Raw genomic sequence first — 24,531 nt, forward strand, 5'->3', positions numbered from 1 at the left:
GCCATGCCTGATTCCCCAACCCTACGACCTGGCGAGCAAGGTCGGCATTATGCGTTCATTCGCCAGGCGGTCTCGTCCTGCCTGGTGCAATCCTCCCCCGAGCGTCGGCAGGCGCTCAAGCACACGTCGCCACAGGTGCCGGCATGGTACGCGGCGAGCAGCGAGTCCCAGCAGGCACAGCTCAAGGCTCTGCTGGACGCGCGTTGCGAATCGCTCAATGCGCTGGAGAAAACCCTGGGCAAGCTGCAGTCGGTGCAGACCTTCGGCCAACCCTTGTTGGAGGCGGCGCTCAAAGACGCGGGTTTCCCACTGGATGTGAACCGCACCTGGCTGCGCCTGTACAGCCCCGCCGAGGATGCGTTCGGGGTGGCCACGGCGGGGTTTCAGGTCAAGACCCTGTCCCTGTTGCAGGCGGCGCTGAACAATTTCGAAGCGCGGGAGGCCGCCGCCGGTTATTTCAACGTCGCCTCGGGGTTTATCACCGCGCCGGACGCCCGCGGGCACTTCGAGCGCGACACCACTGCCATGCCCCTGGACACGTTCGTCCAGTTGTGCCGGCAACTCGACTTGGGCGCGCGTTACCAGGCCCACCTCAACGCCTTGCTCTACCCGTCGGACACTGTGGCCGAAGGTGTCCTGCGCGAACGTTACCTGCGCTACCAGAAAGACGCGCTGTTGGCCGCGGCATTCCTCGCGCTGCTCAAGGGTGATATCGGCGCCGACGACCATGCGCTGCTGCTCAGGGTCGCCGCCGGCGAGCGCCCGATCATGCTCGGCGACAAGCAGGTGTGGTACCGCACGCCGTGTCTGATGAACCTGCACCTGCACGATTGCCTGATCATCGAGCCTTGCGTCAAATACGGGTACTCGGATTGGTTTATCGCCTATCTGCCCGATGACCCCGATCACCCCATCAAGCGCTATGCCTCCTTTAGCGAGTTCCAGAATGACCTGAGCCGGCGCCTCAAGACCCGCAATGGCCGCCAGGACGACTACCAGCGCTTTATCAGCCGGTTCATTGCCTACAAGGATCGGCCGCATTATTTCCGTCGTCTCACCGAACTGGTGGTGGACGCGCCGCCGCAACCGTTCGCCGCGCAGTGGCTGCGTTCGGAGTGGGGCAAACTGGCCGCGAAGATCATCGCGCCGTCGCTGGCACCGCTCAACTCCCTGCCCGGCGCGGCGCAACCGCAGGTGCGCGTACCGATCGCCGACCCTGAGTTCAATATCAATGCTGACGCCATCGGCGGCATGTGGGGCGAGTTCGACCTGTGGCCGCAGCGCTTCGACGCGATGCGTCGGCGTGTGCTCGATGACGGCCGCGCCCAGGCCATTCCCACCGCCGACGCCGACAAGGCCGCCGGCGCCCTGCGCCTGCAGCATTACCTGAATATCGGCCTGTTCGCGGTCAACCTGCTGGCCATTGCCGTACCGCCATTGGGCGCGGTGATGTCGGTGGTGATGGTCGGGCAGATGCTCTATGAAGTGCTCGACGGTGTGATCGAACTCAGCCAGGGCGACCGCGAGGCGGGTTGGGCGCATATCAGCGACGTGCTGGAAAACCTGGCGCAGTTGGCGGCGGGTGCGGCGGTGTTTCACTTCACGGTGTCGCCGTTTATCGAACACCTGCAGTCGGTGCAATTGCCCAGCGGCAAGACGCGCCTGTGGAACCCCGACCTGTCTGCCTACGAGCACACGAGCCCTTTGCCCGGTGAGCCGGTTCGCGATGAACGCGGGCTGCACAAGGTCGGTGATCGTCATTTTCTGACCCTGGAGGGCAAGCGCTACAGCGTGCGCCAGGACCCGCTGAGCGAGGGTTACTACATCGAGCATCCCAGTCGCCCCGATGCCTATCGACCGCAACTGGTGGAGAACGGCAACGGCGCCTGGAACCACGAGTTGGAGCAGCCCCTGAGTTGGCAAGGGGTGACGTTGATGCGTCGTCTGGGGCCGGTGGTGGAGGGGTTCAGCGATCTGCAACTGGAACAGATCCGCCGTGTCAGTGGCGTAGAAGAAGACGTGCTGCGCCGCCTGCATGTGGACGGCGAACCGGTGCCGGCGGCGCTGTTGGATACGATTCGCCAGTTCCGTGCCTACGACGCTGCGATGGAAGTGGCCCGTGGGATCGGTGCGGGCCTATTGCCCGCCGATCTGTGCGGCTATGCGGCGTCGCTGGTCGTCGAGCTGCCTGGCTGGCCGCCGGGCAAGGCGATCGAAGCACTGGCGGACGCTGGCCTGGACGAGGCCTCGGTCAGGTACGGCGACGCCCTGGCGAGCGCGGCGGACACCCTGACGGTCAGCCGCCGCGAGCTGATGACCGGGCAATTACCCCGGCGCATCGTTGAATTCCTCGACGAAGCCGAGCTCGATACCCTCGTGGGCCGCCAAACGCGGCGCGACGTGCCGTCGCGGACCGCCGCTTTGCGCCAGCAGTTGCAGGCCCGGGCGCACTACTGCCGCTCCCGCCTGATGCGCAGCGTGTACACCTCTGCCGAACCGATGACCGACGCGGCGGTGAAGTTGGTGCAGCGTGACTTCAAGGGGCTACCGAGCTTGATGGTGCGCGAGATGCTGGCCGACGCCACACCGGCAGAGCAGGCGGCCTTGGCGCGCGGAGTGCGGGTGCCGTTGCGGTTGGCGGAACAAGCGCGACGGCTGCAGCAACGGGTGCGGCTGATACATGCATACGAAGGGCTCTACCTCGAAGCCCTGGCCAACCAAGACACCGAAGCCCTGGTGCTCAACAGCCTGGCCAACCTTCCCGGTTGGCACGATGGCCTGCGCCTGGAGGTGCTCGAAGGCAGCCTGGGGGGCCAATTGCGTGCCAGTTTCGGTGCGGCGGATGCCGCGCAGTACAAGGCGCTGGTGCGGGTCGCTGAGGGGCAGTATCAGGCGTTCGATGCCCAGGGTCAGGAGTTGCATGGAGTGAACGGTCTGTACGGGGCCCTGCAACATGCATTGACCGACGCCCACCGCAACGCGATCGGCTTGCCCCATGTCGGGCAGGGCGAACAGCTGAAAAACCTGCTGATCGCCAAGGCCCTGCCCCGCGAGCGGCTGCGCCAGGTGCTCGGTATGCAGTCGGTACGCAAACCCTGGTTCAGGTGGCCGCAACGCCTGTCCGACAACCGTTTGGGCTATCCCCTCAGCGGGCGTGGGCACGGCACTTGGCGCGGGATCATCGAAGAGCGCGTGAGGAACCTCTACCGCACCATCAACCCCGCGCAGATGGAGGAGTACCTGCGCGGCCGCAACCTGGAAGATGACAGCTGGCTCAAGGCGCTGGAAGCCGAGTTCAAGCTACTGGACAGCGTCTTGAGCCGCTGGTTGGTGGACGGCCCCAGGGACAGGGCGACCCTCAGGCTCCGCCGCAGGCTGTATGACACCCTTAAAGCGGTCTGGGCCAAAAGCGGTGAGTGGGATGTCGATGTGCAGGGCAACTACCGTGGGCAGCGGATACGTCTGAATGACACGGCGATGGGCGCACAAATCGCAACCCTGCCGCCATTGCCGGGTAACTTCGACCATGTCACCAGCATTCACTTGCCCGGGTGCGGGTTGACCGATCAGGGGGCGGGATTTCTATCGGCTTTTCGTCGCTTACGCATCCTCAACCTGGAGGGCAACCAACTGACGCGCTTGCCCGAAGTGTGTGCGGACATGCGGTACATCGAAGGCCTGGACCTGTCCGACAACGCAGTGGTGCTCACACAGGAGGCTGCGTTGCAGATCCGCGCCATGCATCGCATGGAATGGCTGGCGCTGCAGGGCAACCCGTTGTCCAGGCCAGTGGACATCAGCCGTATGCCACGGCTGCGATGGCTGTATCTGTCGGGTTGCGATTTGCAGGCGTGGCCCGTCGGAATATTTGCCTTCCCACGGCCACGGGAGTTTCTGTTGGAACTGACCGGTAACCGCCTCACGGCCATCCCGGACGTTGCCCCCGGTTCCGAGCGGGCAAGGGTCCTGGCCAGGACGGCGGTGACCCGGGATTGGCTGGCCCCCGAGGTACTCGTCAAGCTCAAGTTGTACCTCGAATCCGTCGGCCTGGACCCGGATCGACGGTTGCCGCCACGCGGCGCCCAGGACAGCGCGCACTGGATGAGTGGGCTGACCCAGGAGCAGTGGCTGAGTAAGCAAATGGACTGGAATGACCTGGAAGAGGCGGTGGACAGCGAGCCGTTTTTCGATGAAATCCGCAAGCTCGGCGAACACCTGGATCAACGACCGCAGGCGTACAAGATCGACTTGACCGCCAAGGTCTGGCGCATGCTGGAGGCGATGGCGGGTAGTGCCGACCTGCGCGAGCGCTTGTTCCAGATGGCCGCGGCGCCCACCACCTGTGTCGATGCAGGGGCGCAGTTGTTCAATGCCATGGGGGTCGAGGTACTGCTGCATGAGGCGTTGTTGCTGCCCAATCCTGACTTGAAGCGGTTGGAACTGTTGGACCTGGCCAGGGGCAAGGCACGGCTCGATGAGCTGGGACGCATCGCCCATGCCCGGGTGAGTGAGCTGGTCGACCAGGGGCGCCCGTTCCCCCAATACGACAGCGAGGGCGGCCTGATTCAGCAGGTCGACGCCCAGGGCCGCCCGGTGCCCAGTATCGATGAGGTGGAAATTCATTTGGCCTATGTCACGCGGCTGGCCGATCGGCTGGACCTGCCGTGGCAGACGGGCATGTTGTACCGGGAACCGGACGTCACCGACGCGATGATCGAAGACGCCTACACGCGCGTCGTCGCGCTGGAGCGTGGCGAGCTGTTACGCGAGGGCATCATCGACCAACCGTTCTGGGTCGACTATGTACAGGCGGAGTTTCCCGCTGAGTTCGAGGCTGTCAACGCCAGGAGCGAGGTATTGATTAACCGGTATGCGGTCCTGCAGGACATCCGCGACGACGAGTATTTTGCCGAGATGGCCAAGCTCGGCGAGGAACGCAAAAACGTCCTGCGCCGGCTGACCGACCGCTTGATGGGGCGTACGCCTCAGAATAGGAAGTAACGCTGGGCCATCGGCAGCACCTCGGCCGGTTCGCACCACAGCAACACGCCGTCAGCCTTGACCTGGTAGGTCTGGGGGTCCACTTCGATGTCCGGCAGGTAATCGTTGTGGATCAGGTCGGTTTTCTGCACATCGCGGCAGCCTTTGACCACCGCGATCTGCTTCTTCAAGCCCAGGGCTGCGGGCAACCCGGCGTCCTGGGCAGCCTGGCTGATAAAGGTCAGGCTGGTGGCGTGCAGCGAGGCGCCGAAGCTGGCGAACATCGGGCGGTAGTGCACCGGCTGCGGCGTGGGGATTGAAGCGTTGGCGTCGCCCATCAGGCTGGAGGCAATCGCACCGCCCTTGAGGATGAGGGTCGGCTTGATACCGAAAAACGCCGGGCGCCACAGCACCAGGTCGGCCCACTTGCCGACTTCGATGGAGCCGACAATGTGGCTCACGCCATGGGTGATCGCCGGGTTGATGGTGTACTTGGCGATGTAGCGCTTGGCGCGGAAGTTGTCGTTGCCGGGGCGGTCGCCGGGCAGCGGGCCGCGTTGTTTTTTCATCTTGTCGGCGGTCTGCCAAGTGCGCGTGATCACCTCGCCGACGCGGCCCATGGCCTGGCTGTCGGAACTGATCATGGAGAACGCGCCGAGGTCGTGCAGGATGTCTTCGGCGGCGATGGTTTCGCGGCGGATGCGGCTTTCGGCGAAGGCCACGTCTTCGGCAATGCTCGGGTCCAGGTGATGGCAGACCATCAGCATGTCGAGGTGTTCGTCGATGGTGTTGCGGGTGAACGGGCGTGTCGGGTTGGTCGAGCTGGGCAGCACGTTGGGGAAGCCGCAGGCCTTGATGATGTCTGGCGCGTGGCCGCCGCCGGCACCTTCGGTGTGATAGGTGTGGATGGTGCGGCCCTTGAGGGCGGCTAGGGTGGTTTCGACGAAGCCCGACTCGTTGAGGGTGTCGCTGTGGATCGCCACCTGTACGTCGTAGTCGTCGGCCACGCTCAGGCAGTTGTCGATGCTCGCCGGGGTGGTGCCCCAGTCTTCATGCAGCTTCAAGCCGATGGCGCCGGCCTTGACCTGTTCGATCAATGGCTCCGGCAAACTGGCGTTGCCCTTGCCGGTGAAGCCGATGTTCATCGGGAACGAATCACTGGCCTGGAGCATGCGCGCCAGGTGCCATGGGCCCGAGGTGCAGGTGGTCGCATTGGTGCCGGTGGCCGGGCCGGTGCCGCCGCCGATCATGGTGGTGACGCCGCTGGTCAGCGCTTCTTCGATCTGCTGCGGGCAGATGAAATGCACATGGCTGTCGATGCCGCCGGCGGTGAGGATCATGCCTTCGCCCGCGATCACTTCGGTGCTGGCGCCGATGGCCATGGTCACGCCGGGCTGGATGTCCGGGTTGCCGGCCTTGCCGATCGCATGGATGCGCCCGTTCTTGAGGCCGACGTCAGCCTTGACGATGCCCCAGTGGTCGATGATCAGCGCGTTGGTGATCAGGGTGTCGACCACTTCACTGGCGAGCAATTGGCTCTGGCCCTGGCCGTCGCGGATGACCTTGCCACCGCCGAATTTGACTTCTTCGCCGTAGACGGTGAAGTCCTGTTCGACTTCGACGAACAGTTCGGTGTCGGCCAGGCGGACCTTGTCACCGACGGTGGGGCCGTACATGTCGGCGTAGGCTTGGCGGCTGATTTTCATGTGGTTGCCCTGAAATATTTGTGTTGAATGTGAGACTGCTTTCGCGAGCAAGCCCGCTCCCACATGGGGTCGGTGTTGTTCAAGCGAACGCGGTCAAAATGTGGGAGCGGGCTTGCTCGCGAAGAGGCCCTAAAGATCACCCATGACCCGCCCGGCAAACCCAAACACCCGCCGGCCCCCACTCAAATCCACCAACTCCACCTCGCGACTCTGCCCCGGCTCAAACCGCACCGCCGTCCCCGCCGGAATGTTCAAGCGCATGCCACGGCTCGCCGCGCGGTCAAACGTCAGCGCGTCATTGGTCTCGAAAAAATGGTAATGCGAACCCACCTGGATCGGCCGGTCGCCACTGTTGGCCACGCTCAGGCTGATCGTACGGCGGCCGACGTTGAGTTCGATGTCGCCAGGCTGGATCTGATATTCACCAGGAATCATGAGGGTTGCCCCAGGGTCTTGAAGTAGATGGCGGTCGGGCTGTAGCGCCCGTCCGGGCTTTGGCAGTAGTCGGGCAACTCACCGATCTTGGTGTAGCGCAACGACTGGTAGAACGCTTCGGCCGGTGAGCCGGCCTCGGTGTCCAGGTACAGCAGGCCGCGCTTGTACTGGCGTGCGGCGAGTTCCAGGGTGTTCATCAACTGTTGGCCGAGGCCGTGGCGCCGTGCGCTGCTGTGCACCAGCAGTTTTTGCACCTCGGCGCGGTTCAACCCGTTGGCCTTCTGGCACAGCGCCAATTGCACGCTGGCGATCACGTGTTCATCGCGTACCACCACCCACAGCAACAGGCTGGCGTCTTCGATGCTCGCCTGCACGCCGTTCAAATAGCTGCGGGCCTGAGCCTCGTCGAAGTCGGCCATGAACCCGACCGACGCGCCATGCCTCACCGCGTCCAGCAACAGCTCGATCAAGCCCAGGCGGTAGTGGGCAAAACTTTCAGCATTGACTCGACGCAGTTGTGTAGCGCTCATCGCTCTCACTCCTTGGGCGGCTCGGCACCCGGGTTCAACGCCAGTTGCATGAAGGTCAGGTCCAGCCAGCGGCCGAACTTGATGCCCACTTGCGGCATCTGCCCGGTGGTGACGAAGCCCAGGCGCTCGTGCAGGCGGATCGAGGCCTGGTTGCCGCTTTCGATGGCGGCGACCATCACGTGTTTGCCAGCGCTGCGCGCGCGCTCGATCAGCGCTTGCATCAGCAGCGGGCCAAGGCCCTTGCCGCGCTGGTCGTTGCGCACGTACACCGAGTGCTCGACGCTGTAGCGGAAGCCTTCGAAGGGCCGCCAGTCACCGAACGAGGCGTAGCCGGTGACTTCACCGTTTTCCACCGACACCAGGATCGGATAGCGCTGCGCCTGGCGTGCGTTGAGCCAGGCTTGGCGGTTAGCCAGGTCCACGGGGTGCTCGTTCCAGATCGCCGTCGTATTCAGCACCGCATCGTTGTAGATGTCGCGGATCGCCGGCAGGTCGCTTTCAAGTGCATCACGAATCATGGCCGTGCCTCACGCGATGGGCTGGTGGACGGTGACGAGCTTGGTGCCGTCGGGAAAGGTGGCTTCCACCTGGATGTCCGGGATCATTTCCGGGATGCCTTCCATCACTTGTTCGCGGCTGAGCAGGGTGGTGCCGAAGTGCATCAGGTCGGCCACCGTGCGGCCATCGCGGGCGCCTTCCATCAGCGCGGCGGAGATGTAGGCGATGGTCTCCGGGTAGTTGAGCTTCACGCCACGCGCGAGGCGACGCTCGGCGACCAGGCCGGCGGTGAAGATCAGCAATTTGTCTTTTTCCCGTGGGGTCAGGTCCATGGTTCAAGATCCTTCATCAATACATTCTCAAATACACCCGAGATCAAATGTTGAGTGAGCTTGTGTGGGAGCGGGCTTGCTCGCGAATGCGGTGGATCAGCAACAGATGCATTGACTGACACACTGCATTCGCGAGCAAGCCCGCTCCCACACAAACCGATTCCCACATTTGGATCGTCATGTGCTCCAGATTCTCGGTGCAACTGCTTCTCGGCCCAGTACGGCTGGGCGTAACAGTTTCCATAAGTCAATCAACCATGCCCCTGCCAACAGCGCCTCAGCGGCCAGGCAGCGGGCCACCAGCAAGCCGGGCAATTGGGTCAGGTCGCCGCGTACCGCATGGGGCAGGGTGCGGCAGGTTTCCAGCAGGTCGGGGTCGATGTCACCCGTGAGCAGCAACGTGGCAAACACCGGTTGCCCGTCCAGCCCGATCGGCGAGTCGAGCAAAGCGTCGGCGCCGACAATGCGCTGGCGCTCATGCCAAAGCAACTGGCCGTCGCGGCGGATGTCCAGGTGCGATTGAAAGTGACCAAGGTCAAAACGCTCGCCGCTGGCCGGGCGGCCGAGGGCGATCACGTCCCAGTAGAACAGGCGTGCATCGCCCTGCAGCGCGATGCGCGTGGTGAGTTCGGCCTGGGCCGCGCTGAATACGATGGTTTCCTGGGGCAACCATTCCAGGGTCGCGCCGGCTTCAACCGTGAGCTCGAGTTGTTGAAACGCCGGGCCGCTGGCGCGATACCACTTGGCCGCGCCGGGGCTGGTCAATTGCGCCCAGGCGCCGCTGCCGACGTGGGCGCTGATGTCCAGGCGGTCACCGCCGGCAATCCCGCCGGGCGGGTGCACGATGATGTGCTGGCACACCTCGGGGCCTTCGGCGTACAGGTGTTTTTGCACGCGCAGCGGGCCGAGGTGGCGGCGCATCACCGGGCGCGTGGTGTCGTCGAAGCGGGCGTAGCCGAGGTTCAGCTCGGCGTGCCAGCTGGGGGTGAACAGGGCAGAGGGCAGGTTCATGTCGTTGTGCTTATCGTTAGGACGCTACAGATTAGATCGTAACCAGGCCGCGTACACCTTCGCTTTCCATATTTTCGCCACGGCCCTGCTGCACGATTTCACCACGGGACATCACCAGGTACTGGTCGGCCAGTTCGGCGGCAAAGTCGTAGAACTGCTCCACCAGCAGGATCGCCATGTCGCCACGCTCGGCGAGTTTCTTGATCACCGCGCCGATCTCCTTGATCACCGAGGGCTGGATGCCTTCGGTGGGTTCATCGAGGATCAGCAGGCGTGGACGGCTGGCCAGCGCGCGGCCGATGGCCAACTGTTGCTGCTGGCCGCCGGACAGGTCGCCGCCACGCCGGTGTTTCATTTGCAGCAGCACCGGGAACAGCTCGTAGATGAAGGCCGGGACTTCCTTGGCTTCGGCACCGGGGAAGCGCGCCAGGCCCATCAGCAGGTTTTCTTCCACCGTCAGCCGCCCGAAAATCTCGCGGCCCTGGGGCACGTAGGCGATCCCGGCATACACGCGCTGGTGCGGCTTGAACGTGGTGATGGCCTTGCCTTCCCAGTTCACCACGCCTTCCTTGGAAGGCAGCAGGCCCATCAGGCATTTGAGCAAGGTGGTCTTGCCCACGCCGTTACGGCCGAGCAGGCAGGTGACTTCACCGACTTTCACATCAAATGAAAGCCCGCGCAGGATGTGGCTACCGCCGTAGTACTGGTGCAATTTTTCGACTTGCAACATCTTTCAATTCTCCTCAAATCCCTTGTGGGAGCGGGCTTGCTCGCGAATGCGGTGTGTCAGTGAAAGGTGTAGTGACTGATACACCGCATTCGCGAGCAAGCCCGCTCCCACATAAAGCAAGTGCTTGTCTGGGTTAGCGACCGAGGTACACCTCAATGACGCGCTCGTTTTCCTGCACCTGCTCCAACGACCCCTCAGCCAGCACACTGCCCTGGTGCAACACGGTGACGTGGTCGGCAATCGAGCCGACAAACCCCATGTCGTGTTCCACCACCATCAGCGAATGCTTGCCCGCCAGGCGCTTGAACAGTTCGGCGGTGAACTCGGTTTCGGCGTCGGTCATGCCCGCCACAGGTTCGTCGAGCAGCAACAGTTGCGGGTCTTGCATCAGCAGCATGCCGATTTCCAGGAACTGCTTTTGCCCGTGGGACAACAGCCCCGCCGGGCGCTGTGCCGAGGCGGTCAGGCGGATGGTGTCGAGCACCTCGTCGATGCGCTCTTTCTGCTCGCCGCTCAGGCGTGCACGCAGGCTGGCCCATACGGATTTGTCGGTCTTCTGCGCCAGCTCCAGGTTTTCGAACACGCTCAAGGCTTCGAACACCGTGGGTTTCTGGAACTTGCGGCCGATACCGGCCTGGGCGATCTGCACTTCGCTCATGCCGGTGAGGTCGAGGTTTTCGCCGAACCAGGCGGTGCCGTGGCTGGGCCGGGTCTTGCCGGTGATCACGTCCATCAGCGTGGTCTTGCCCGCGCCGTTGGGGCCGATGATGCAGCGCAATTCGCCGACGCCGATGTACAGGTTCAGGTTGTTGAGCGCCTTGAAACCATCAAAGCTGACGCTGATGTCTTCCAGGGTCAGGATGGTGCCGTGGCGGGTGTTCAGGCCCTTGCCCGCGACCTGGCCAAGGCCGATGGCCTCACGGCCGCTGCCTGCGTCGAAAATAGGTTCCAGCATGACGTTCCTCATTTCTTCAGCAGGCCGATAACGCCCTTGGGCAGGTACAGGGTGACGATGATGAACAGCGCCCCGAGGAAGAACAGCCAATATTCCGGGAACGCCACGGTGAACCAGCTCTTCATGCCGTTCACCACACCGGCGCCGAGCAGCGGGCCGATCAGCGTGCCGCGCCCACCGAGGGCGACCCACACGGCGGCTTCGATGGAGTTGGTCGGTGACATTTCGCTGGGGTTGATGATGCCCACCTGCGGCACATACAGCGCCCCGGCCAGGCCACACAACACCGCGCTCAACACCCACACGAACAATTTGAACCCCCGCGGGTCGTAGCCGCAGAACATCAGGCGGTTCTCGGCGTCACGCAGCGCGGTCAGCACCCGGCCGAACTTGCTCTGCGCCAGGCGCCAGCCGATGTACAGGCTTGTCACGAGCAGCAGCACCGTGGCCACGAACAACACCGCCCGCGTGCCCGGTTCGGTAATGCCGAAACCGAGGATGCTGCGGAAATTGGTGAAGCCGTTGTTGCCGCCAAACCCGGTCTCGTTGCGAAAGAACAGCAGCATCCCGGCGAAGGTCAGCGCCTGGGTCATGATCGAGAAATACACGCCCTTGATCCGTGAGCGGAAGGCGAAGAAACCGAACACCAGCGCCAGTAAACCGGGGGCCAGCACCACCAGGCACAGGGCCCAGAGGAAGTGGTCGGTGCCAGCCCAGTACCACGGCAATTCAGTCCACGACAAAAACGTCATGAACGCCGGCAATTCATCGCCGGACGCCTGGCGCATCAGGTACATGCCCATTGCGTAGCCGCCCAGGGCAAAGAACAAACCGTGGCCGAGGGACAGCATGCCGGCGTAACCCCACACCAGGTCCAGGGCGAGGGCGACGATGGCGTAGCAGAGAATCTTGCCCACCAGCGTCAGGGTGTAGGCCGACACATGAAAGGCACTGTCGGCTGGCAGCAGTGAGAGCAACGGCAGCGCCAGCAGCAGCGCGAGGATCACGGCGCCGACGGCAATCGTCACCTTGGGGCCGGCCTTTTGCGTGGCCGTGAGCATCAATGGTTGGTTCATCAGTCGATCACCCGTCCTTTCAGTGCGAAGAGTCCCTGCGGGCGTTTCTGGATAAACAGAATGATCAGCGCGAGGATCAGGATCTTGCCGAGCACGGCACCGATCTGCGGTTCGAGAATCTTGTTGGCGATCCCCAGGCCAAACGCGGCCATCACGCTACCGGCCAACTGGCCGACGCCGCCCAATACCACCACCAGGAACGAATCGATGATGTAGCTCTGGCCCAGGTCCGGGCCGACGTTGCCGATCTGGCTCAGCGCCACGCCGCCCAGGCCGGCAATGCCGGAACCGAGGCCGAACGCGAGCATGTCCACACGCCCGGTGGGCACGCCGCAGCACGCCGCCATGTTGCGGTTCTGGGTGACGGCGCGCACGTTGAGACCCAGGCGCGTCTTGTTCAGCAGCAGCCAGGTCAGCACCACCACGCACAGGGCGAAGGCAATGATCACGATGCGGTTGTATGGCAGCACCAGGTTGGGCAGCACCTGGATGCCACCGGACAACCACACGGGGTTGGACACTTCGACGTTCTGCGCACCGAACACCAGGCGCACCAACTGGATCAGCATCAGGCTGATGCCCCAGGTGGCGAGCAGGGTTTCCAGGGGGCGGCCGTACAGGTGACGAATCACCGTGCGCTCCAGCGCCATGCCGATGGCGGCGGTGACGAAAAATGCCACCGGCAGCGCAATCAGCGGGTAGAACTCGATGGCCTGCGGCAGGTAGCGCTGCATCAGCATTTGCACCACGTAGGTCGAGTAGGCGCCGAGCATCAGCATCTCGCCGTGGGCCATGTTGATCACGCCGAGCAGGCCGAAGGTGATCGCCAGGCCGAGGGCGGCGAGCAGCAGGATCGAGCCGAGGGACATGCCGCTGAAGGCCTGGCCGAGGATCTCGCCAAACATCAGCTTGCGTTTGACCTGGGCCAGGCTGGTCTCGGCGGCGGTGTGCACGGCGGCATCGGTTTCCACGCCAGGAGCGAGCAGCGCTTCAAGGCGCGTGCGCGCCAGCGGGTCGCCGGTGCTGCCCAGCAGGCGCACGGCGGCGAGGCGCACCACCGGGTCGGCGTCGACCAGTTGCAGGTTGGCCAGCGCGAGGCTCAGCGCGGTATGCACGTCTTCGTCGGTTTCGGCGGCGACCCGCTGGTCGAGGAATTTGAGCTGCGCAGGTTGCGCGCTTTTTTGCAGGGTCTGGGCCGCGGCCAGGCGCACCTTGGGGTCGGCGGCGAGCAGTTGCTGGCTGGCTTGCACGTTGTCGATCAAGCCGCGCAGGCGGTTGTTCAGGCGTACGGTTTTGGTTTCGCCGTTGAGGTTGAGTTGGCCTTGTTCAAGGGCGTCGACCAATTCGATGCGCGCCGGGTCGGGCTGGGCGGCCCAGTCCTGGAGGAGCTTGGCTTGCTGGGCCGGGTTGGCGTTGATGAAATCTTCGGCGTCGCTGGCGTGTGCGGCCAGAGGCAGCAACAGCAGCGCCGTGATAATGAAACGGTACAGGGCAGTAGGCATAACAAAGTGTCCTGATCATGCGCGGACTGGCTTTATGTGGGAGCGGGCTTGCTCGCGAATGCGGTGTATCAGTATCAGGTGTACTGGATGACACTCCCTCTTCGCGAGCAAGCCCGCTCCCACACAAGCTCCTTCCCACAGTTGAACCGAGGTAGGGCTTAGTTGCTTTTCACCGCATAGTCCGGCTTTTTGTCGTTGCCCGGGATGTACGGGCTCCACGGCTGGGCACGAATCGGTTCCTGGGTCTGCCACACCACCGAGAACTGCCCATCGGTCTGGATCTCGCCGATCATCACTGGCTTGTGCAGGTGGTGGTTGGTCTTGTCCATGGTCAGGGTGAAGCCCGACGGTGCGGCAAACGTCTGCCCGCCGAGGGCTTCACGCACTTTGTCGACGTCGGTGGACTTGGCTTTCTCCGCCGCCTGCGCCCACATGTGAATGCCCACGTAGGTGGCTTCCATCGGGTCGTTGGTCACGGCTTTGTCGGCGCCCGGCAGGTTGTGTTTCTTGGCGTAGGCTTTCCAGTCGGCGACGAACTTTTTGTTTACCGGGTTTTCCACCGACTGGAAGTAGTTCCACGCCGCGAGGTTACCCACCAGCGGCTTGGTGTCGATGCCGCGCAGTTCTTCTTCGCCCACCGAGAACGCCACCACGGGTACGTCGGTGGCCTTCAGGCCCTGGTTGGCCAGCTCTTTGTAGAACGGCACGTTGGAGTCGCCGTTCACGGTGGAGATCACCGCAGTCTTGCCGCCGGCGGAGAACTTCTTGATGTTGGCGACGATGGTCTGGTAATCGGCGTGGCCGAACGGGGTGTAGACCTCTTCGATGTCTTTGTCTGCCACGCCTTTGGAATGCAGGAACGAACGCAGGATCTTGTTGGTAGTGCGCGGGTACACGTAGTCGGTGCCCAGCAGGAAGAAGCGCTTGGCGCTGCCGCCTTCTTCGCTCATCAGGTATTCCACCGCCGGGATCGCCTGCTGGTTCGGCGCTGCGCCGGTGTAGAACACGTTCGGCGACATCTCTTCGCCTTCGTATTGCACCGGGTAGAACAGCAGGCCGTTGAGTTCTTCAAACACCGGCAATACGGATTTGCGCGACACCGAGGTCCAGCAGCCGAACACCACGGCGACCTTGTCCTGGGTCAGCAACTGCCGGCCTTTTTCAGCGAACAGCGGCCAGTTGGAGGCGGGGTCCACGACGACGGGTTCGAGCATCTTGCCGTTCACGCCGCCCTTGGCGTTGATCTCGTCGATCGTCATCAGCGCCATGTCTTTAAGCGACGTTTCGGAGATGGCCATGGTGCCGGACAACGAGTGCAGGATGCCGACCTTGATGGTCTCGGCGGCCTGGAGGGTCCAGGTCATGCCCATGGCGGCGATGGATGCCGAAAGAGTGAAAGCCTTGATCAAGCTGCGACGCTTCATGGTGCGATCTCCGAGAACCCAAGTGTTGTTGTTGGACAGATACAGGGGCGATTGCAAAGGCTGTGCCTGCTTTCGAAAAGGGCGTGGCTGGGGCCTGCGGGCAGATGGCGGTACGCGGCTCGCGCACTGAATAGGCGCCGGACGGCGGCGTTGGTGCGCGATGGGCACCGTCATGGTGCGTGCACGATTTAACTATGTAGCGCCAGCGTCGCAGGCACGGGATCAGGATGGTGGGCACCTTTCATTTTCAGGTTTCAGGTGCATTCATGGACGAAAAACTCCTCCCCAAGCCGGGCCGACTGAGCCCCGCGTTTCTCAGCAGCGATGATGCTGCGCGCTGGGCCCACCAGCGCATTGGCGCGCGGCGTAGCGTCGAATACGCGAGCGTCATCCTGCAGCGCCTGTCGGATCGATGGTTTGTCGCCAGCGAGCCGGTGATGGGCAAGGCGACGTCTTTCGACTGGAACCGGCTGCTGGACCGCGACCGTGCGTCCGGGGAGTTTATCCACCCGGTCGGCTATCGCATTGTCGCCAGCCTGCACTCCCATCCCGATACGTTGGCGACGACCCAGCACCAGAACCCGCGTTGGACGCAGCAACAGGCCAGGGCGTTCATGAGCTTCTATTCGGTCCCGGACATCAGCTTCAACTATCAGGACCGTGCACGCTTTGCCGCGGCGTACCTGTCCGGGCCGGATGGCGCGTTGCTCAAGTACCAGCCCAGCGGCTCGGCGGCCGAGGCCGGGTTTGTGCATTGGCTCGAGACCAATGGCCCGTGGGAGTCGGTGCACGCTCACGATGGAACATTGGAGGGGGTCTACAAAAAGCTCGCGTCGGTGGGGCAACCGACCTTTGTGCTCTCCAGCGCTGCCTGGGGTGGTTCGATCGGTGCGGTGCCGGCCGACTGGCAGCCTTACCGGGCGTTCAGTGCGGCCGCGCTGCCAGTCGCCTGCGGCCCGGTGTTCAACGACAAGCTTGAGGTGTTCTCCTATGCCTGGTCGCTGATCCAGCGCACACCTGCGGCGCGACAACAGGTGTTGATCCTGCAACAGACGGCGGGCGAAGGTTACGTGGCCAGCGAGCCGCAGACGCCCGATGCACTGCCATTGCTGCCGGCGGGCTGGCACCTGCACGGCATCTACGTCCATTCCCGGCCTTTGCCTGGGCACTACCCGGCGCTGGAGGGCTGGCTCTACAAGAACTTTGTCAGCCCGCCCGAGTTGGCCGGCCACATCGCACGATTTCGTCAGTACAGTCAGGGCGGGCAGCCCACGTTGGGCGCCTCCCTGTACCTGCGCATGCGCGATGAGGCCGTATTGCGCTACCGTTTTTCAGGCTCGGCGGCCGAATCCGAGTTATTCACCCGGGATGAGCACGGTGAGGTCATCGACCACGGCATCCAGGCGGCCTTGTCGAGTGGGCAACGGCTGACCCGTGACTATGTGCGGCAAGTCGCGGCAGCGGGTGAGCTGAGTGTGGAAAAAACCAGTGCCCTGTGGGACCGCCCCGGAGTGGTCGACCCGCAGTGGCAACCCTATGCGGATTTTTCGTTGCCGGCCCTCAGTCGTGCGTTCCTGACGGCCGACGATGCCGCACGCCATGCCCATGAACGCATCGACGCACTGCGTGGGCATGCGTATGGCGGCTTGGTGCTCAAACGTCAGGACGGCCGTTTCGTGATCACCGCGCCAGTGTCCGTCGGTACCCACCCGTTTACCGAGGGCGGGCCCTATCCCAAGGACCGCCAAGGCCAACCGATCGTGTTGCACGCCGGTCACCAGCGGCATGCCGTGTATGGCTCGCGCCCGGCGATTTCGGTGTTTGAGCCCAGCGCCTTGGCGCAACCCGCCTGGCGGCGCGAGGATACGCAGGTGGATGCGCAGATGTTCCACGACCAGGATATCGAAGCGTTGTTGCACCATCGGCTCATGGCGTATCTCTCTTGCGCCCAGGAGGGGTTGCTGGCCTATCAATTGGGCGAGTCCACGGCACAGTGGCGGGCGCAATGGATAACCGACTCCAAGACCGGTGACAGCCCGATCGCACGCAACCTTGCCCACGGCTCGCTCAAACCGGTGGATGTGGTGCGCAAGCTGACCGAAGGCGGCACGCTGCGGGTACTGCAGGGCAACGCGCTGTGGGGGCCGGCTGGCACGCTTGACGCGGATTGGGCGCCATTCACCCAGGTGCTCGACTATCAACGACCGCAGCCAGTGAGCCACGGCGCGCTGTTCGCGAGTGCCGACGCCGCCGCCCTCGACCTGCAAGAGCGCGACTTGCAGGACTTTGGTGAACAGCACGTCAGCCGCTATTTCGCCTTCATTCTCAAGGCCGATCACAAGGATGAGTACCTGGCCAGCGAGCCGATCCCCGTTACCCGCAAGTCACCGCTGTTGTCACTGTCGGGCCTGTACGGCGACACCTTGCCGGCGGGTTTCAGCTGTCATGGCCTGTTCTACACCCAGCCGTGGGCAAGCAGTACGTCGACAACATGGCTGGAGCGTTTTTTCATCGGCCTGCAAGACTTGAACACGGCCATCGCCCAGGCCCGGCTCAATGCACCGATGCCGCCCCATGGCGCGTTGGTGTACATCGCCACGCCGGAAGGCGCCTTGCTGCGTTACCAGTCGCCGTCTACCCGTGGCCTGTTCGAGGCGCAAAGCGAGGGGGATTCGGCCGAGGTGATGCAGGCCAAGCTGAATGCCGGGACCTTGCTGCCGGTGCAGGTGGTGCGGCGTTTCGCGATGTCCGGGGCGTTACGGGTGATCCGCACAAGCCCGTGCTGGGATCGCGAGGGGCCGGTCTCCGGGTTGTGGAGCCCCTACCGGTTTCTTGAGCGGCGTCGCCTGAGCCCGGCCTTTGTGTCGATGGACGACGCGGCTCGGTATGTGCGGCAACGGGTGCCCACCGACTTGGCGCTGCACTACGGTGGCGTGATCCTGCGCCGCGACGATGGCTGGTTTGTCGCCACCGAACCGCTGCAAGTGCGGGATGAAGTGTTCGACATCGCGTGGGTGTTTCCGGATGAGCTGGTGACTCGCGGGCTGTACCCGGTACGCACCTCGGTGGTGGCGCGCTACGTATCTCGGCCTGCAAGGGTGGTGCCGCTGTTTCTGTCGCCGGTCCAGGCCAAAGTGTACGGCACGATGTTTTCCACTCGGCAACTGGCCCAGGCGATAGAGGACGCGTCCGCCAGGCAGTATCACTATTTGCTGGCCAGTGACGGTGCACTCTTGCGCCTGCTCGGCGCGCTCCAGGTGGACAACCCGCTGATCAGCGCGGCTCAGCTCAAGCTCAAGCCTCGCCACCGTCATGACTGGCTGGACAGCCCGCTGGAGCGCCAACTGCGCAACGCCGAACTGATGCCGATTGATTACGTCAACCGCGTGGCCGACAGCTTTGATTTACAGGTGGTGATCGGCAGCCCGTTATGGGGCCCGCAGGGCGTGGTGGCGGGGTGGCACCCGCTGGTGTCGGAGGTGGCGACGGCGCGTGGTTACCCCATGGCGCGCCATGATCCGGCGTGCACCCCGCTGTTCAGCCAGGCCGACGACGCTGCGCGGCACGTGCATGGCCTGCCGATGGAGCGTACCGAATTACGCTTTGGCTACGTGCTCAAGGCTCGGCACAACGGCCAATACACTGCGACCCTGCCGGTCAGCGATGCGGGTTCCAGGCTGGCGCGGCGCCGTGTATTCAGCGATGCCGGTTATCCCTATGGCTACCAGTTGGCGGGTCTGTATCTGTGCGTTTCGCGGCCGGCGGGGTTTTATCCCGAGGGCCGTGAGCAAAGCAGCGACGGGATTTATCAGGGGTTGTTTTCACCCACCGACCTGATCGAGGCGATGTTTCAAGTACACGCCACGAGTACGCGCCAGAGCCTGCCGTTGTACCTGTCCTGCGCAGACGGCGCACTGCTGCGGTTTGTGGTGCGAGACCCCCGGTTTGTCGGCTACGGCGATGAGTTGAAACTGCGTTTGCGGTTACTCCGTCCGGCCGACTTTATCCAGCGCATGCGGGCGGCCGGCGTGTTGACCGTGTTGGTGTCCAGCGTGAACTGGCCGCAGGGTGGGGCCACGCAAGGGGGCTTGGGGCCGATCCATGCGCATGCGGATGACGCGGTGGGCTACGTGCATGGGCGCATCGGACGCTTCAGCGGTACGCAATACCTGGGGGCGCTGCTGGAAAATCCTGCGGCGAGCAGTTGGGTTGCGATGATGCCGGTGGTGGATGCGGGCTTTCCTTCCACGATGGCGCCACGGGTGTTTACCGGGGCGCAATGGCCCAAGGGCTATCGGTTGTGTGCGGCGCACCTGGTGTTTCATGCCGGCCTCGACCAGCCGCCCGCCGTGGCTGAGGACCCTTACCGCGAGTACTTCGTGTCATGGCGCGAACTGGCGTACTACATCCATCAATTGACCCGCGATGGCCTGTCCATCGACGCGTTCTACCTGAGCGCCCGCGATGGTGCGCTGCTGCGCTACACCCCGCGTTTCTGCGACGCGGAATACAACCTGCTGGCCACCACCGGCAAATGGTCCGAGGAGCATGGGTACACACAGTTTGCGCCCGAACCTTCCTGGGTGATCGCTGAATTGGCACGCATCGGCGAGTTGCGGGTTGTGCACGCAGGCAGCTTTTGGGCAAGACGCGGTGCACTGGGGCAGGAGGGGCTGCCTCAAAACGGCGTGACGCCGGGTGCGCCCGAAAAAGATGAGCTTTGAACTGAGTTGCCGGGTGTACACGGACCTCAAACACGCGCAAAAAAACGTCAAGGATAAAAGGTAATGGACAACCTCAAGACAATCACCGCACAGCGGTTATTGCATACATTAAGCCCGGCTTTTGCGGCTTGCGATGACGCGGCGCGTTATGCGCTCGCCCAGGTCGATCGGCAGGCAGCCTATTCTCAGGGCGGCTACATTCTCAATGCGGATGATGGCCGTTGCTATGCCTCGGCACCTCTTCGTGGTTCGCTCGATGAGTTGTTGTTCGAAGACGCGATCAGCATGGAGAGCAGCAGGGACCGTCGGTTGCCCGCAGGGTATCGGTATGTGGGCTATTACTTTTTCGACATTGATCGGCACGCGCAAATCGCCAGGCTGCGCCCAGCGTGGTCAGCGGACAGCATCGCTTTGCAGCAGAGTGTTGCGCCGGCCAAGGCGGTAGTGTCGTGTATCCAGCTTGGCGTGGTGTTCTACCGGATTGGGCCTGAGGGCTCACTTGTGAGGTTCGGGCTGATCGACCGACCCGGTGTGGCGGATTACTTCCACAGGCTGAACGCGCGGATACACGCAGAACCCGAACCGGTGCTGGAGGCATCGGCCGAGGAATATGTGCGCCGTCTGAGGGACTTTGGTCAGCTCAAGGTCATCGTGACGTCTGCCATTTGGGCGGGATGGCGCGGCACATTGACGCCGAAATGGAAAGCGTATGTGCCCGACCCGGTCCCTGCGACCCCTGATCCGTGGGTGAGCCCGATCTTTCCGGATGCGGCGTCGGCCCTGGCTTTTGCACACCCGTTGATGATGCGCCATCCGACAGTGCTCCAGATTGGCTTTTTGCTAAAGCACCAACACGTTGAGAACTACATGGTCACCGAGCCCGTTGCGGTGAGCGCGAACCCGTTTGATCCGGCCGCGGTATTTCCGACAACCCCTGATGGTCGCCTTATCTACTCGTGCCAATGCGATATCGTCGGCGTCTACAGCTTTGCCCCGGACAGGCCCGCCCCTGAGACGGCCAAGGAACCCTGGCTGTACGAACGCTTTTTTTCACCACGGATGCTGGCTGAAGCCCTGTGGTTGGCCCATGGCCTGAAAAAGAAGGGTTTTACGTATTACCTGAGTACCTTCGACGGAGCGCAGTTGCGCTACACCGTGGCGGACCCTCAGGCCCCAATGCCATTTTTCAACCCGCTCCATTCGTCCACCCAACCGATTGACAATGGCTTGCAAGCCGACCTGGATAAAGGCGCGCTGACCCCCAGCGACTTTGTGCGGCAGCTCCGTAGCACAGGCCAGTTGCATGTGCTCAAGACCAGCAGCCTGTGGGACGTCGCCGCCAGGGTCGGGCGTGACTGGCAGCCTTACGCGGGTCTGCATCGGCCTGTGTTGAGCCCGGCTTTTGTGCAGGCGGATGATGCGGCCCGGCATGCCCACGAACGGATTGGCAGCCGTCGCGAGCGCGGTTATCTCGGCTTGATTTTGAAGCGTGACGACCAGCGCTTTGTTGCTACCGAACCCATGGCATTCAAAGGTGAACGCTTTGACTTCCACCGCTATTTCCCGGCCGACCGTTCGGGATTGCCGGTTGCCCTGACGTCGGGACAGGTGCTGCATGGGGTGTACAGCTCGCGTTGGCTGGATGATTACCACGGCCATTGGGAGGGTGATGAGGCGCGGGTGGGGGCGCAGATGTTCATGGACACCGACATCCAGCGGATCCTGGCAATGCCTGGCCTGCCGGTGGCTTACCTGTCAGGTTCGGCGGACTGCCTGCTGGCTTATCGACCCTACCTGCCGGATATGACGCATCGCTTGCTGGAGCGTGCACAACCCGGTGAGGGCGGCAGCCGCCTGTTCCAGGCGTTGAACGACGGCACGCTGGTGCCCAGCGACGTGGTCAGCGAAATGACCTTGTCCGGCTTACTGAGCGTGGTGGTCGGCAATCGCATATGGGGCCCGCCCGGGCCGCTCGACAGCCGTTGGGTCCCGGCCGGCGCCGCAGACCTGGCCGAGGTGCCCGGCCAGCCGCAGCTCGGCCCGGTCCACACCTCGGCCCGCGCAGCCGTGGAGGCCGCTTGCACCCATTGGCGCAGCCGCTATGGCCTGGACCATTGTGGCCTGGGGCTGGTACTCAAACACCAGGCGCGTGATGAGTTCGTGGCCACGCAGACGGTTGGTGGCCCACGCCTGGACAGGCTGTACCACGCCAGTCGTTTTGGCGCGACGGCACTCACCGCAACGTTCCAGGTGCATGCCGTGTATTACTCGGCACGTGGGTTGCCCCACGGGGTGATGGGACAAGAGGCCTGGCTGGCTCGACACTTTATCGGTGCGCTGGACTTTTATGCTGCGCTGTACGACCAACAAGGTGTTCGCCGTGGTGTCGGGCTTGCACCGTTGCCGTTGTACCTGTCGACACTCGATGGTGCGCTGCTGGAGTACCGCACGCAGCAGGATCCGCATCCGTTGTTCAAGAATGAGTCGGGCCAGGTGGATGAACAGGTGCTGGCGAAAAAACTCGCCTTGACCCTGACGCCCCATAGCCTGGTGCAGCAGGTCGCCCAGAGTGGGCAGTTGTCGGTGCTGGTCACCAGTGACTATTGGGATGTGTCAGGGCCGGTCGGCGCTCTTTGGACACCGTTTGCGCAGGTGGCCCGGCGCCTGTTGGGGCCAGTGTTTATTTCCCAGGACGACGCCGCGCGGCATGCGCTGTTTACGCTGGGCAGCCGACGTGACCGTGTCTATGGTGGGTTGATCCTGCGCCGCAGCGATGGCTTGTTCACGGCCACAGAGCCGCTGCCGGTGGGTGTGGAAGACTTTGCGCCGAGCTGGATTCGCCTGGACGAGCTGGTCAACCAGGCCCGGTTTCTGGCGGCCAGTACCGCCGTGGCGCGCTACCATTCGGCCGTCGCGTGTGAGCCGCCCTTCGGTCTTGCCGACGTGCAGCGCGCGGTGTACCTGGACATGTTCGCCAGCGATTTTCTCGGCGCAGTGCTGCGGCCTTCGACTGTCCCCCTCAAACACACCCTTGGCTGCGAATACCGGTTCTGCACCGACGGTGCCATTCTCTGTTACACCGTCAGGGGCGGTGCGCTGGAGCATTCACTGGCCAGCCAAGTGGCCAGTGCTTCACGCAATCATCCCAAGGACAACCGACTGGAACAGGCCCTGCGTGATTGCCAACTGACGCCGGTGGAATACGTCAACCGCGTCGCGCGTGCCGGTATGCTTCGCGTGGTGCAAGGCAGCGCCGTGTGGGGACGCCCCCGCCAGATCAGACAGTGGGAGCCCGGTACGGCGCAGGACCTATTGGAACCGGTGATGATGGACACGGGCACCAGTGCAGTGTTTGTGCAGTTGCCGGACTTGTTGCATTACCTGCATCGCCAGGCCGCCCAGCGCCGGCACCTGGTCTTCGGGTTGATCTTGAAAGCGCGCAAGGCCGCGCATTACCTGGGGAGTTTTCCCCTGGTGGCCGCCGACGCGGCGTTGACGCTCGATCGTGTGTTCGTCGATGGGTTGGCGCCCCAGGGGTATGACGTACAGGGCCTTTACCTTTGCCCTCCTGTGCAGCCTGACATACTCGCCAGCGATCCGATCTATCCCCATTTCGTCAGCCCACGGGACCTGGCGCGCGTGGTGAATCTCAAGGGGCCGAACGGCCAGGGCTACTTGCCGATTTACCTGGGCTGCACCGATGGTGCCTGGCTCACGTTCGAGCGGCGCGACCCCCAAGCGTTCGTGCCGCAGGTGGCTACCGCGTGGTCGCGCTTGCAGGCCGGCACACTCAAGCCCCAGGCATACGTCCGACAAGTGGCGGCAGCCTGGCCAATGACAGTGTTAGTCACCAGCGGCCTTTGGCACACGCCGGGTGCCGTCAGCCCGCAATGGCGAATGAATTCGCCTGCGCCGGTTGTGTCCCGCGCTGCGGCGCTGAGATTCGGTCCGTTGTTTTGCCATCCTGACGATGCCGCACGGCATGCCCGTCATCGCGCCGGTCGTTTCGAGCGTCATGCGTTCGTAGGCCTGGTGTTGGTCGATGAAAGGCAAACCCTGTATGTCGCCGCTGAGCCCCTCAAGGATGAGGGGATTGAGTCGCCGGTACCGCAGCGTCTGTTTTTGTATGCGGACACCCTGCTCGGGCCTTCGCCGCCGAAGCCGGCGTATCCGGCAGGTTTTCAGTTGCTGGCGGCGCATGTGTTTTACAAAACGATGGGGGCACGTCGCGATTGGGCCCCCGCAGACCAGCAGCTCGGCGAGCATTTTGTTGCTCGGGACGAGCTGGGCTTCTATCGAAACCTGTTGAAGGTCGGCGGGGTGAAAGGTGCTTTTTGTTATCTGTCCACACGCCAAGGCGCACTGCTCAAATATGTGCCCGGGTTCTACCCGCAAGAGGAGGACCTGTTTACCGGGCAGTTGTTCTTCGGCCCGGACGATTACGCGCCGACGGCATGGGTCGCTCGATTAGCGACCGATGGTGTGCTCGATGTACTCGATACAGATGACTACTGGACACGCAAAGGTGTGGTGAAGGTGAACTGGACGCTCAGTGTCGACGAGCAGCCGCCACCGATCCAGGTGCAGCCGACGCACCCTGAAAAAGACGAATTCTGAACACCCGGGGT

Annotated in this window: 14 protein-coding genes; 3 read left to right on the forward strand and 11 right to left on the reverse strand. The window is 63.4% G+C overall.

All coding sequences use genetic code 11. From position 1 onward, the window contains the following. Positions 1-3 precede the first annotated feature (3 nt). On the forward strand, positions 4-5,001 hold the full coding sequence (locus LIY36_RS10570) for a dermonecrotic toxin domain-containing protein (RefSeq protein ID WP_226455638.1): 4,998 nt from the start codon (positions 4-6) through the stop codon (positions 4,999-5,001). Here the strand turns inward: LIY36_RS10570 and ureC are convergent. From ureC to urtA, 11 genes are all read right to left on the reverse strand, one after another. Beyond that, a complete protein-coding gene (ureC, locus tag LIY36_RS10575; RefSeq protein ID WP_226455639.1) occupies positions 4,986-6,686 on the reverse strand; it encodes an urease subunit alpha in 1,701 nt (566 codons plus the stop codon). The genes LIY36_RS10570 and ureC overlap by 16 nt on opposite strands. Positions 6,687-6,815: 129 nt before the next feature. After that, positions 6,816-7,121, reverse strand: a complete 306-nt coding sequence (locus LIY36_RS10580; protein WP_017737512.1) for an urease subunit beta — start codon at positions 7,119-7,121, stop codon at positions 6,816-6,818. After that, positions 7,118-7,651, reverse strand: a complete 534-nt coding sequence (locus LIY36_RS10585) for a GNAT family N-acetyltransferase (RefSeq protein WP_226455640.1) — start codon at positions 7,649-7,651, stop codon at positions 7,118-7,120. The genes LIY36_RS10580 and LIY36_RS10585 overlap by 4 nt, the downstream gene beginning before the upstream one ends. Before the next feature lie 5 nt (positions 7,652-7,656). After that, positions 7,657-8,169, reverse strand: a complete 513-nt coding sequence (locus LIY36_RS10590) for a GNAT family N-acetyltransferase (protein ID WP_226455641.1) — start codon at positions 8,167-8,169, stop codon at positions 7,657-7,659. Positions 8,170-8,178: 9 nt separating this feature from the next. Then, positions 8,179-8,481, reverse strand: a complete 303-nt coding sequence (locus tag LIY36_RS10595) for an urease subunit gamma (protein ID WP_010213535.1) — start codon at positions 8,479-8,481, stop codon at positions 8,179-8,181. 177 nt (positions 8,482-8,658) lie between these two features. Beyond that, a complete protein-coding gene (locus LIY36_RS10600; RefSeq protein WP_226455642.1) occupies positions 8,659-9,492 on the reverse strand; it encodes an urease accessory protein UreD in 834 nt (277 codons plus the stop codon). Positions 9,493-9,523: 31 nt separating this feature from the next. Continuing rightward, the gene (urtE, locus tag LIY36_RS10605) at positions 9,524-10,222 is read right to left on the reverse strand and encodes an urea ABC transporter ATP-binding subunit UrtE (protein WP_226455643.1); all 699 of its coding nucleotides are present in this window, start codon (positions 10,220-10,222) and stop codon (positions 9,524-9,526) included. Positions 10,223-10,355: 133 nt separating this feature from the next. Next, complete coding sequence (gene urtD / locus LIY36_RS10610; RefSeq protein WP_226455644.1) at positions 10,356-11,189, reverse strand: urea ABC transporter ATP-binding protein UrtD; 834 nt, start codon at positions 11,187-11,189, stop codon at positions 10,356-10,358. Further along, the gene (gene urtC / locus LIY36_RS10615; protein ID WP_226455645.1) at positions 11,186-12,253 is read right to left on the reverse strand and encodes an urea ABC transporter permease subunit UrtC; all 1,068 of its coding nucleotides are present in this window, start codon (positions 12,251-12,253) and stop codon (positions 11,186-11,188) included. Before urtC ends, urtD begins: the two co-directional genes overlap by 4 nt. Then, positions 12,253-13,755: an urea ABC transporter permease subunit UrtB gene (urtB, locus tag LIY36_RS10620; RefSeq protein ID WP_226455646.1), complete on the reverse strand. Its 1,503-nt coding sequence runs from the start codon at positions 13,753-13,755 to the stop codon at positions 12,253-12,255. Before urtB ends, urtC begins: the two co-directional genes overlap by 1 nt. Before the next feature lie 158 nt (positions 13,756-13,913). Beyond that, the gene (gene urtA / locus LIY36_RS10625; RefSeq protein ID WP_226455647.1) at positions 13,914-15,179 is read right to left on the reverse strand and encodes an urea ABC transporter substrate-binding protein; all 1,266 of its coding nucleotides are present in this window, start codon (positions 15,177-15,179) and stop codon (positions 13,914-13,916) included. Between the two features lie 266 nt (positions 15,180-15,445). Between urtA and LIY36_RS10630 the strand changes: the two genes are divergently transcribed. Together LIY36_RS10630 and LIY36_RS10635 are read left to right on the forward strand one after the other, a co-directional pair. Continuing rightward, positions 15,446-19,903, forward strand: a complete 4,458-nt coding sequence (locus LIY36_RS10630; protein WP_226455648.1) for a DUF4329 domain-containing protein — start codon at positions 15,446-15,448, stop codon at positions 19,901-19,903. A 63-nt stretch (positions 19,904-19,966) separates the two neighbouring features. Then, a complete protein-coding gene (locus LIY36_RS10635; protein ID WP_226455649.1) occupies positions 19,967-24,520 on the forward strand; it encodes a hypothetical protein in 4,554 nt (1,517 codons plus the stop codon). The last annotated feature ends 11 nt before the right edge of the window (positions 24,521-24,531 follow it).

This window comes from Pseudomonas sp. AF03-9, from assembly GCF_020515815.1.
Classification (GTDB): Bacteria; Pseudomonadota; Gammaproteobacteria; order Pseudomonadales; family Pseudomonadaceae; genus Aquipseudomonas.

What these genes read in the sequence shown, in the direction of transcription:
- LIY36_RS10570 (WP_226455638.1), top strand. Translation starts at nt 4, where the DNA reads ATGCCTGATTCCCCAACCCTACGACCTGGCGAGCAAGGTCGGCATTAT.
- ureC (WP_226455639.1), bottom strand. Translation starts at nt 6,686, where the DNA reads ATGAAAATCAGCCGCCAAGCCTACGCCGACATGTACGGCCCCACCGTC.
- LIY36_RS10580 (WP_017737512.1), bottom strand. Translation starts at nt 7,121, where the DNA reads ATGATTCCTGGTGAATATCAGATCCAGCCTGGCGACATCGAACTCAAC.
- LIY36_RS10585 (WP_226455640.1), bottom strand. Translation starts at nt 7,651, where the DNA reads ATGAGCGCTACACAACTGCGTCGAGTCAATGCTGAAAGTTTTGCCCAC.
- LIY36_RS10590 (WP_226455641.1), bottom strand. Translation starts at nt 8,169, where the DNA reads ATGATTCGTGATGCACTTGAAAGCGACCTGCCGGCGATCCGCGACATC.
- LIY36_RS10595 (WP_010213535.1), bottom strand. Translation starts at nt 8,481, where the DNA reads ATGGACCTGACCCCACGGGAAAAAGACAAATTGCTGATCTTCACCGCC.
- LIY36_RS10600 (WP_226455642.1), bottom strand. Translation starts at nt 9,492, where the DNA reads ATGAACCTGCCCTCTGCCCTGTTCACCCCCAGCTGGCACGCCGAGCTG.
- urtE (WP_226455643.1), bottom strand. Translation starts at nt 10,222, where the DNA reads ATGTTGCAAGTCGAAAAATTGCACCAGTACTACGGCGGTAGCCACATC.
- urtD (WP_226455644.1), bottom strand. Translation starts at nt 11,189, where the DNA reads ATGAGGAACGTCATGCTGGAACCTATTTTCGACGCAGGCAGCGGCCGT.
- urtC (WP_226455645.1), bottom strand. Translation starts at nt 12,253, where the DNA reads ATGAACCAACCATTGATGCTCACGGCCACGCAAAAGGCCGGCCCCAAG.
- urtB (WP_226455646.1), bottom strand. Translation starts at nt 13,755, where the DNA reads ATGCCTACTGCCCTGTACCGTTTCATTATCACGGCGCTGCTGTTGCTG.
- urtA (WP_226455647.1), bottom strand. Translation starts at nt 15,179, where the DNA reads ATGAAGCGTCGCAGCTTGATCAAGGCTTTCACTCTTTCGGCATCCATC.
- LIY36_RS10630 (WP_226455648.1), top strand. Translation starts at nt 15,446, where the DNA reads ATGGACGAAAAACTCCTCCCCAAGCCGGGCCGACTGAGCCCCGCGTTT.
- LIY36_RS10635 (WP_226455649.1), top strand. Translation starts at nt 19,967, where the DNA reads ATGGACAACCTCAAGACAATCACCGCACAGCGGTTATTGCATACATTA.